This is a genomic window from Paenibacillus sp. AR247, from assembly GCF_002968895.1.
Classification (GTDB): Bacteria; Bacillota; Bacilli; order Paenibacillales; family Paenibacillaceae; genus Paenibacillus_AQ; species Paenibacillus_AQ favisporus.
Window position 1 is genome coordinate 535,864 of the sequence record NZ_PCZT01000009.1, and the last position, 10,153, is coordinate 546,016.

Sequence of the window (10,153 nt, forward strand, 5' to 3'; positions counted from 1 at the left end):
TTAATCATTTTTTTCCTCGTTAAGATTGCATAAGCTTTTCGTAATAGTCCAATTTGGTCCGTGCCTCCGCGATCGTTTGGTCCAGCGCCTGCCGCTGCTCCTCCAACCGGTCCAATTGAGCCGCTAGAATAGACATCCGGCTTTGGATTAACTTCATCTCTTCATCGTCCAGAGCTTCCTTGTTTCTGAAACACTGGCCGTCGGCAATAAAATCCTTAATGTCTTCCAGCGACAAACCGCTCTGTTTTAAGCATTTGATCGATAAAATTTGGTGGACATTTGCATCGCTATAGCTCCTGACACCACCCGTTCCACGCGAAGCTGGTTGGATCAGTCCCATTTTTTCATAATAACGTAGTGTGTCCAGACTAAATCCAGTCATTGTGGAAGCTTCCCGAATGTTATACATAGAAAGTCACCGCCTTTCCCCCTTATTGTAAACGCTGGAGCTGACTCCAGGTCAAGGTCAGAGTTAGCCCTAGTGAATAAATTGGATTGAATTGCAGGGAAATGAGAATATTATTAATGGTATTAAATATAAATGTGATAAATAGAAAATTGTATCAGCCAATTTTGGTTAACATATTATATATTACGTTAACATAGACGTTTTCAATCCGGTTTGGTGCAGTTGTGTAAGCATCCATGCATGCTCTATTCACACTTATTCCCATAAAAAAATCCCATCCCCAGCTTGTGGGAATGGGATTAGATCAAGAAAACTGCTACTCTTGCTGTATTCGGCGTATCGTCGATTCCAACCGGTCCAAATCCTTTTGAAAAGGACTGAGCACGCTGTACACTCCTGAACCGGATACTGCTTTCCACAGATGCTTTGTGAAATTGGCGAGCGTTCCGGACGGCCCTAAATCTACGCAGATATGCTCCGAAGGGCTCAGCCGCTGGATCGCTTCCAGAAAACGGATCGGATGCCGAACGGCATCCCAGACATAGTCTGAAGATAACGACGTGATGCCCATCCCATATAGACCGGAAATCTGTTTCACCTGCGGCCGGTTAAACTTGATCCCTTTCAAATAAGATTTATACGCCGTCTCCGCTGCGTCGATTGATGCGGAGTGAAAGCCGAAGCGCACAGGCAGCACCTGATGGGCGATTCGGGTTTGCGTTAGGAACGCTTCGGCCTGCCGGATGCCTTCCGCTGTGCCGGATACGACGAAGTGGGAATGAAAATTCACGGCGGCCAGCTCGGTGTGCGCATGCAGCTCAACGGTTTGCTCGAACATCGCGGGATCGCTTACGATGGCGATCATGCCGCCCGGCTCGCAAGTCTGCTGGACCACGTCGGCTTGAGCGGCAACAAGCTCCAAAGCCGTTTCCCAATCGATAACGCCGGCAACGGCACAGGATGCAAACTCGCCTAAGCTCGTCCCCAGCACGATATCCGGATATACCCCGTTTTCTATCATCACCTGCGCCAATGCATATTCCACCATAAAGATGGCCGGATGACTGTAGGATAAATGATCCAGAGGTTCGCCCGTTTTACGGACGCTATCGTACAATTCCAAGAGCGAGTCCGCTCCTCTCCGCATGAACATCAGTTGAATAAGCACGCGTCCCGGCGTTTTATCTTCGATCTGAAGCTGCAGCTCTCTCAGCAAACGTTCGGCGTAATCGCGGATATGTTCATCACATCTTTCGCCACATTTTGCCAATCCAGAATTCTCGCCGTATCCATGCCTTTGGCAAATCGCCCCGCCCAATCCTCCGGACAACCGCATAATACGATCAAGTGCTCCCGATAGCTGTTTGTCCCGAACTGCAGTGCCGGGGATTCCTCTTTCCAAAACGGTTCCATGAGAAGCAATCCGGAATCGGGGAACGTTCCGTTCGTGTCTTTAGACCTTGCTGCCTGCTGCACGGCCGGATGCCTCCAAGAAAGCCCATTTATGCTTACACAGACGTTTCCCTCGCCATCCATCCAATCCAGATCGACCTTACGCACCTGATGAAGCGGGTGATGGTCCTTGCTGTACCGAATCCGGGCCCACATTTCATCTTGGCACGGCTGCAAAATCAGGAGCTCGTCCAAGGCAAAAGGGAGCCACATTTGGCCTGGAGTTTGCGGTTCCTCCTCTTGGGACTGAAAAAAACCATTCAGGAGAAGAACGCCCCCCTGCAGCGCGGAATCCATCATGGCCGGATGCAGGACCCACGGACTGTTCCTTTCCCGGAAGGGACTGCGGGATCGACAGCTTCGCAAACAGCTCCGTATCCTCCTTGCCTGGAGTACACCGCAGCAATTCCGCGAAGAGCAGGACCGTAATCAAGCCCTATGGAACGAAGGTAAGCATAGCAGCGTTCCGCGGTGAAACGGGAGAGTTGCGCTTGTTCCGCGATCTCCCGAACGGGAGCGGCCGGCCCTGGATCGTTTTGAACAAAATAAGCCGTACCTTGGCTATGTATCGTAAGTTCATCGGCGTCTGCTTCGTTTTCGCTGTAGATTTCGAACGCCACCTGATCATGTCCTTCCGGATGAAGTCCGATATGAATCCGCACCGGATCTGCACCGGCTTTGACGGGCACGGACCAAACCAAGTTCCGAAGCGACACCGCCGCCTCGCGATTACATTCCCTTCCGGAAGCACAGATCACGGCCGCTCTCGCCATTTCCAAGTAGGCTACCCCGGGAAAAATCCGTTCCCCGTTCACTTGGTGATCCGCCAGAAAAAATTCCTGTCCGGTAAAGGCGGCACTGTAGCGCTGTTCCCTTAAATCCGAAGTATTGGTATGAAGCAGCGGATGAATGGCTTGGGCCTGAACGCCCTCACCCGCAGCCATTCCGCCAGCGGCTGCGTCGTTCACTTCGGGAAGCCAGTACCGTTCTCTTGCGAAAGGATACGTCGGAAGATGGGCATGCTTCCATCCGGAAGCGGGAAAAATCGATTTCCAGTCCGCTTCGTATCCATGGACATATAAATCAGCGATCTCCTTCAGCTTCCGTTCATACTCTTCCGCATCGCTCTTTTTCAAAACGCGGAGATCCTTTATTAATGCGTTACCCCGCGATTCGAACGCCAGCGTATCCTCGGGTCTGTTCGGAGGTACTTTTGCCGTCAACCAGCCTTCGGCATCATTCCCGGCCAACACCTGGGTGATTTTATTCCGCAGTTCACGGATATCCCGAACGATAAAGGCACCCCGAATCCCAAAATGCTCCCGCCGAATCAGGAGTGTGGCACTGATGTCGGTTAGCGTATATCTCTCATCTTGGCGTTCCAGCCACTGCAGAAGATCCCGAAGTCTCCGGGCCAGGGCTTCCTCGGTTTTTCCCGACAGACAGACCATGCAGTACGGCAGTTTTCTGCTGACCGTCCGCTTCTTTGGCGGAGCTTCCTCCAGCACCACATGCGAGTTGGTTCCGCCGAAACCGAAGGAGCTGATCCCCGCCCGCCTCGGATAAGCTTCGCCTGTATCACTGGTTAGAGCCTCCCAGGGCCTAAGCCCATCTACGATATAAAAAGGGGTGCCCTTCATCGAAATGCGGTGATTGAGCTTTTTGAAATTGTGCAGACCGGGGAGCTGTTTATGCTTCATGGACATCAGCACTTTGATCACACCTGCGATGCCTGCAGCCGATTCCAGGTGTCCGATGTTTGCTTTTACGGAGCCAAGGCCACAGTAGTTCCCAGGGGTCTCCAGTGCGGGATCCTGGTCAAGCCGCAGCTTCTCGAAAGCTTGGACCAGTCCGTGGAATTCCATCGGATCCCCCTTCGGTGTACCCGTGCCATGGGCTTCGATATAGCTGATGCTATCAACGGGAATTCCCGCTTTTTGGTGAGCTTCGACGATGACCTCCGCCTGCGCGTCCGGATTTGGATAAGTCAGCGTGTGGGTTTTGCCGCTATGGTTCACCGCGCTTCCTTTCAGGACGCCGTAAATCGGATCGCCGTCCGCGACCGCCTGGTTCAGCGGCTTCAGCAGGACAACCCCCGCCCCTTCGCTGCGTACGTAGCCGTCCGCGCTGTCATCGAACGTTTTACACGAACCGGTTGGCGACAGCATGCCTGCCTTGGAGAAGGAAATATGGCGCGACGGAGTCAGGATCAGACTGACGCCGCCCGCGAGCGCCATTTGGCATTCACCCAGCTGGAGCGACTGCGCTGCGGCATGAATGGCGTTGAAGGAGCTGGAACAAGCAGTGTCGATCGGAAAGCTGGGACCTTTCAGATTGAAGTAATGAGAGATCCGGTTGGCAATGACCGCCGAGGCCGTCCCGATTGAATGATAGGTTTCAATCGTCTGGTTGGAGCTCTCCTGGAGCCCTTTGTAATCGAAGTTGAAGACACCCATGTAAACGCCGATTTTTTCGCCGGAAATTTCCGACGGCCGCACCCCGGCATCCTCCAGGCACGCCCACGACAACTCAAGCATGATTCGCTGCTGGGGATCCGTAACTTCGACCTCGCGGGCGGAAAGGCCGAAAAAGGCCGGGTCAAAGGCATCTACATCACGAATAAACCCGCCCCACTTGCTGTTGCTTTTGTTTTTGCCGGACTGGGGGTCGCCCCAATAATCCCGCCAATCCCAGCGTTCTTTCGGAATTTCCTGAATGCTGGAACGCCCTTCCTTCAAATTGTCCCAAAATTCATCGTAGTTTTGCGCGCCCGGAAACCGGCATGCCATACCGATAATGGCGATATCTTTATCCATGTCAAGGTACACCTCGCTCGAACTTGTGATTGAACTTCTTCCTTGTTACTACCGCCTTACGATGAATTCAGGCTTTTTCCCGTGGTAGCCTCCCATACCCTCTTACGCTAACGTGCTGCACCTGCGGGTACATGTTCCAATCCTGAGGGTTGAACTTCGTTTGAAGCAGGAGTCCCGGCAAACAGCGCAAGTCTCCGGTTCAGCAGCTCTGCCGTCTCCAGCATCAGCTTCTCCGCGATTTGGTCCACATGCCTGTTCTGCCAGCGCTCCAGCGAAGTCCCCTTGACCCACTGGTTGAAAGCGCCGAGCGCCGGACCGCAGTGGATCTGGTAGTCCACCCGATTCTCCTCGTCTCCTTGGATTGCCAGGCGGGTGGTGTAGGAGAAGTACCAGCGGAAAATAAGCGCCATCTTGTATTTTGGATTTTGGTCTGCCTTTTCCACCACTTGCGGATAGGACACGCACAGCTTTTCATAAATACTCGCAAAAGATTGCTTAAAATACTTATCCTGAATTTGAGCCTTGGTTTTGCTGTCGATTTCATCGATCGAATTGTATTGTCGGTACAGGTCATACAGTTTATTGGCGCGTGCGGGAAAAAAGAGCCCTTTCTTCAGCACCTGCACCCTGGCCCCCATTTCAAACATGTCCCCGGCGGGTGCATATTCCGTATCCTGGACATTGGCCTGCTGCAGCAGGTCTTTGACGGCGTTGCTCGTACCGGCTTCCACGGTGCATTGATTGATCGAACCCGTTACGATAAAGTCCGCGCCCAGCATAAAAGCCGCTGCCGCCGCCTCGGGCGTTCCGATCCCTCCGGCCGCTCCGATTCGCACCTGCTTCCGGTAACCAAACTTGTCCATCATTTCGTCCCGCAGCTTGATCATAGCCGGCATCAGTGCGTACGCGACCGCCCCGTCGGTATGCCCGCCGGAATCCGCTTCGGCGCAAATATCGTCCGCCACTGGAATTTTTCGGAGCATCTCCGCCTCCTGCGGAGAAATTTTTCTCTCTTCCAACAGCTTGCCGACAATCCGCTCCGGTGCCGGACTCAAAAACAGCTCGGCCACCTCCGGCCGCGACACTTTAGCGATCATTCTATGGGAAGCCGTCACCTGTCCTTCAGCATCCCTCCTGAGTCCCTTCGCCCGGTATTTCACGAGTGCCGGCGTAATGCTCATGAACGCAGCGGCTTCAACGACGGTAATGCCGTGCTTCAGGAACAAATCGACAGTCTGTTCTTCAACCCAAGGCTCCGAAGGATTGTGGACAAGGTTAAGTCCGTATGCGGCTTGATCCGGATCCAGACGTTCCTTGATATAGTGGATGGCATCTTCGATTTGGGGCATTTTCAACCCGCCTGCTCCGAAAAAACCCATCATGCCTGCTTTACCCATGCGGACGACCATCTCTTTGGAAGCGATTCCGCGGTACATAGCGCCCGTACAATATGCGTATTTCAACCCGTAATCCTTTTTGAACTGACTGCTCCCCAAGGAGGCAGCCGATATGCAGGTCAAACGTTCGGTCACTTGATCCATGGTATGATCCTGGGCCGACTCTATGGCGGGCATGGTGGGCAAAGAATCAATAGAGCTTTTATCATCCAAGGCTTCCTTGCCATTCTGTAGTTCATTGTCATCCACGATGAGCGGCTCAGCTTCCGTCCGGATCCGGGTGATCAGATCGGTCAAGACCCTGCCGGGTCCCATTTCCTCAAATTGTTCAACCCCTCGTCCCCACAAATACCTGATGCTCTCGGTCCATTTCACGGAATGCGTGATTTGCTTGACGAGATTGGCGCGGATATCCGCGTCCCTGTAGGGTCTGGCGTATACGTTGGAAACGACCGGTATGGTCAGGCGGCCAAATGAATAGCCGCTCAAAAAAGCCTCGAATTTCTCCGAGGACTCCTGCATATATCGCGAATGGAATGCGCCGCTCGTCCGCAGCGGGACGAACATCATGACATCCTTCATACCCTCAAACATTGGCCTGGCATGCTCTACGTCCGCTTTCGAGCCGGAAATGACGATTTGCTTCGGGCTGTTGAGGTTCGCAACATCAATTCTCTCCAGCTGATTCGCCAACAGTGCTTCGCGGATTTGCTCCTCGCTCAATCCGATAACGGCAGCCATTGCCCCGCCTGCGGCACGGCTCATCAATGCACCTCGCATTTGCACCAGCCGGAGTCCGGCGGCAAATTCAAAGGCACCTGCGGCCAGGAGCGCATTGTATTCCCCTAAACTGTGTCCGGCGACATAATCGGGCTTTATGCCGGTATCTTTTATTTTTTTGTAATAATGCAGGGCGTTGACCGTGTACAGAGCGGGCTGGGTATACTCGGTTTGGTTCAGCTTGGAATCGGGGTCGTCCAGGCATAATTCCCGAATGGAATACCCTAGCACCTGATCGGCTTCGGCAACGATTTCCGGAAATTCGTCAAAAAGGGCGCCCCCATTCCTTTCTTCTGGGCTCCTTGTCCCGGAAACACATAAGCTAACATAAGCTCTCCACATCCTCTCTATCAATATTGATACGCCTGCTCCACTGCATGCCGCAGTACACCTAAATCGGGCGGCCGCCTTTTGGGATAAACGATCGAACAAACATCCCTTCCCATAAACGTTGAAACCGCTTCATACTGCATGAAATTGGCGAATTGGGAGATGACATAACCGTCACACGCTTCCAGCCGATTGAGCTCAAGCAGCTCGGTTGGAAGCGTCAGCCCCGTTCTCAGCACTTTGGACAATGCTTCCTTAACGGACCACGAGAGCGTCAGCATACGTTCCAGGGAATGCGGAATGGACTGCATCAGCTCCAACTCCCTGGGAGAAGCCTGGTTCATCAGAACCTCCATGGCCGAGACGGATACCCTTTCGATGTCGATCCCCATCGGCACAGCCTCATGAAACGCAATGGCTCCGGCGGCATTGCCGGCGTGCGTGATGCTGACCTGAACGTTCGCCCATCCGATCACCACCGGTTGATTGAAGCATCCCCGCTCGATCCGGATTGAGCGCAAATCGCGTACACCCGTAAACAGCGAGACGGCTTTCTTCGCGGCGTATCGTCCAGCCAAATAGCTGTGAATCCTTCGTTCGAACTTCAGTGTGCCGAAAAATTCCCATTCACCCGGATGAAGAAAAGCTTCAGCATGCTCGCGGTGCAAGCACTCCCGCATTTGCACCATATACAGGGCGGCTTGTTCAGGACCATCCCTGTTGTTGAATAGGTGTTTCAACCGCACCTCCCGGCTTTGGTCTATCTCTGCATTCTCCATGAACGTTCCTCCCGTCTTTCTCTCCCTGGTCTTCTGCCGGAAAACGCAAAAATGCCTGCGGGAACCCTTTATAACTAAGGGAATCCGCAAGCATCCAACACTTTAACGTAGTGATGTGTATATGGCCCTTATGCCTTCTTAACGCGCCGCAACGTCGATTAAGTGGAACATAAGTTTATGTAAACAAGTCATTAATTACCAATTATAATAGTATATTTTGGAGTTTATGTAAACTATTATTTTTTTTGCTATGATGATATATTTAATGACTTTTTATTCATATTTCGACAATTAATTTAATCCATCTTTGCTATGATTTTCATGATCATATAAAGGAGGATTTCAACATGTCATGGTATGCGCTGTTTGTCAAAACAGGATATGAATCCAACATCAAAAAGTGGCTGGATCGCAAGTTCGACCAAGACCTGCTGTACAGCCTCATTCCCAAAAGAAAGGTCCCGGAAAAAAGACGCAGCGAAATCGTTCACACGGTTAAAACGCTGTTTCCGGGTTATGTGTTCATTCAAGCTGACATGAATTACTCCATTTATTATCAATTGAAAGAAAATCCCTACATATATCAAACGCTGAATTACAGAAATGAAAAAGACAAATGCATCAAGCTTTATTCGCATGGATTGGATCACGATGATCAAGCACCACATTATCTGGTCGACGAGTCCCAATTTTTCAAAGAAATCCCCTGCGATGAAATGTTGGTGGTACTGAACCTTATCAACGAAAGTGAAGTGATCGAGTATTCCAAGGTTTATTTCCAGGAATCCCACATCGTCGTGCAGGCGGGTCCATTAAAAGGAATGGAGAAGCTGATTAAAAAAATTGACAAGCATAAAAAAAGAGCTAAGGTGCTGTTAACCCTAATGGGCGCGGAGCAACTGATCGATTTCGGGATCGAGATCGTCCAAAGCCCATTGGAAAGCACTTTGGCCTGATACTCATACACACAAAGTCTCCCATGCGAATATTAAAATCGGCCGTCTGACAGAAATAGGCGACGGTTTACCGACTTTTCTCGTTGTTCCGCTTCCACTGACCGAAACCTTAAACGGTTTCGGTCTTCTTTAATGTCAATGCGGCCCCTGTCTCCCCCGCCTTCCGCACTTGGTCCAACAGCTCGTGAACCGCAAGTGCGGTTTGAAAATCCGGCGCCTCGTGTGTGTCTTTCGCCAGATCCCGGTGGATCTGCTGGTAAATGCCCGCCACATTGTAAGCGGGTGTTCCCATCAGCTCGGCCGGAGGCAGGTGGATATGCCCGGGCAGCGTCAGTTCCTTCAGCTCTCCCTCCCCTGCGTGCCAAGTACGATCAGATCATCGATTTGGAACATAAAGTTTTGACGTGAGCGGATGTGTAAATCCCCTTTCGTGCCGTTGATCTCGATCGCGAAGCTTCCCACGTGCGCGTTGCGGATTTGGGAGCTGAAAACGGCCTGGCCCGGCAGAATCCCGCTAACCACGACATGATCCGGTGCCGACGCACGGATGATTTCACCCGTCTCTTCCACAGGGACCTGCCGCGCTTGCGTCTTCAATATGGCCGATATTTCGGAAAATGGACCAAAGAGATACATGATCCCATCCAGAAGATGGCCGCCGGCGATCGTCAACTGATTAGCCCCGTTCGCATCGTCCAGCAAATAAACGTGGCTCTGGTCGATCTGCTTGGAGCGGATCGGATACGTCGGTATGGCGTAATTGACGTGAACGGCAAGCACATCCCCGACGTAACCCTCTGCCAGAAGTTCCCGGACGTAGCGGATGACGGGATTGGCACGCGACTGCAACCCGGCGAAATGGCGAACTCCTCGGTCGCGGGCCGCCTGCAGCAATACTGACGATTCCGCGGTCGTCCGTCCGAGCGGGAACTCGCTGTACACATGCTTGCCGGCCTCAAGTGCCGCGCGAATCAGCCGGTCATGCTCCGGAACCCGGACGGATACGGTCACCAAATCGACCTCTGGATGCAGGGCCAGCTCAAGCGGATCGGAAAAGGCATGCTGAATGCCAAAGTGATCGGCGCTCGCTTCTGCGCTTTCCTGCCGCGACGTACCGACGGCGGTCACCATAAACTCGGGCAGCGCCTTCAGCGCCGGAATGTGTGCCCGACCTCCCCACGCACCGTTCAAACCGGCACCGATGATTCCGACACGAAGAGGTTGATGTATTTTA

Annotated in this window: 8 protein-coding genes and 1 pseudogene; 1 reads left to right on the plus strand and 8 read right to left on the minus strand. The window is 52.5% G+C overall.

Features of this window, described 5'->3' with window-relative positions; translation table 11 throughout:
• Nucleotides 1-19: 19 nt before the first annotated feature.
• From CPT76_RS10480 to CPT76_RS10505, 6 genes and pseudogenes are all read right to left on the minus strand, one after another.
• Nucleotides 20-409: a MerR family transcriptional regulator gene (locus tag CPT76_RS10480; protein ID WP_105442876.1), complete on the minus strand. Its 390-nt coding sequence runs from the start codon at nucleotides 407-409 to the stop codon at nucleotides 20-22.
• Between the two features lie 316 nt (nucleotides 410-725).
• Nucleotides 726-1,727 carry an acyltransferase domain-containing protein gene (locus CPT76_RS10485; RefSeq protein WP_258168616.1) on the minus strand — a complete coding sequence of 334 codons (1,002 nt, stop codon included), beginning with the start codon at nucleotides 1,725-1,727 and terminating at the stop codon, nucleotides 726-728.
• Nucleotides 1,619-2,227 carry a polyketide synthase dehydratase domain-containing protein gene (locus tag CPT76_RS10490; protein WP_181152784.1) on the minus strand — a complete coding sequence of 203 codons (609 nt, stop codon included), beginning with the start codon at nucleotides 2,225-2,227 and terminating at the stop codon, nucleotides 1,619-1,621. Before CPT76_RS10490 ends, CPT76_RS10485 begins: the two co-directional genes overlap by 109 nt.
• Nucleotides 2,158-4,677 (minus strand): type I polyketide synthase, encoded by a 2,520-nt coding sequence (locus tag CPT76_RS10495; protein WP_105442879.1) that lies wholly within the window; start codon nucleotides 4,675-4,677, stop codon nucleotides 2,158-2,160. Before CPT76_RS10495 ends, CPT76_RS10490 begins: the two co-directional genes overlap by 70 nt.
• A gap of 107 nt (nucleotides 4,678-4,784) precedes the next feature.
• Nucleotides 4,785-7,183: pseudogene (gene fabD / locus CPT76_RS10500) on the minus strand (ACP S-malonyltransferase).
• A gap of 21 nt (nucleotides 7,184-7,204) precedes the next feature.
• Nucleotides 7,205-7,963 (minus strand): 4'-phosphopantetheinyl transferase family protein, encoded by a 759-nt coding sequence (locus CPT76_RS10505; RefSeq protein ID WP_105442880.1) that lies wholly within the window; start codon nucleotides 7,961-7,963, stop codon nucleotides 7,205-7,207.
• A gap of 347 nt (nucleotides 7,964-8,310) precedes the next feature.
• Between CPT76_RS10505 and loaP the strand changes: the two genes are divergently transcribed.
• Nucleotides 8,311-8,919, plus strand: coding sequence for an antiterminator LoaP (gene loaP / locus CPT76_RS10510; RefSeq protein ID WP_105442881.1), 609 nt, complete (start codon nucleotides 8,311-8,313; stop codon nucleotides 8,917-8,919).
• A gap of 109 nt (nucleotides 8,920-9,028) precedes the next feature.
• Here loaP and CPT76_RS36620 read toward each other — a convergent pair whose 3' ends face one another.
• Nucleotides 9,029-9,211, minus strand: a complete 183-nt coding sequence (locus CPT76_RS36620) for a hypothetical protein (protein WP_146116213.1) — start codon at nucleotides 9,209-9,211, stop codon at nucleotides 9,029-9,031.
• A gap of 47 nt (nucleotides 9,212-9,258) precedes the next feature.
• Nucleotides 9,259-10,153 (minus strand): Gfo/Idh/MocA family protein (locus tag CPT76_RS37205; protein WP_105442882.1); only part of this gene is annotated, 895 nt, incomplete at its 5' end.

Bases quoted from the DNA above. Each gene is read 5' to 3' on its own strand.
- CPT76_RS10480 (WP_105442876.1), bottom strand. From the start codon at position 409: ATGTATAACATTCGGGAAGCTTCCACAATGACTGGATTTAGTCTGGAC.
- CPT76_RS10495 (WP_105442879.1), bottom strand. From the start codon at position 4,677: ATGGATAAAGATATCGCCATTATCGGTATGGCATGCCGGTTTCCGGGC.
- CPT76_RS10505 (WP_105442880.1), bottom strand. From the start codon at position 7,963: ATGGAGAATGCAGAGATAGACCAAAGCCGGGAGGTGCGGTTGAAACAC.
- loaP (WP_105442881.1), top strand. From the start codon at position 8,311: ATGTCATGGTATGCGCTGTTTGTCAAAACAGGATATGAATCCAACATC.
- CPT76_RS36620 (WP_146116213.1), bottom strand. From the start codon at position 9,211: ATGGGAACACCCGCTTACAATGTGGCGGGCATTTACCAGCAGATCCAC.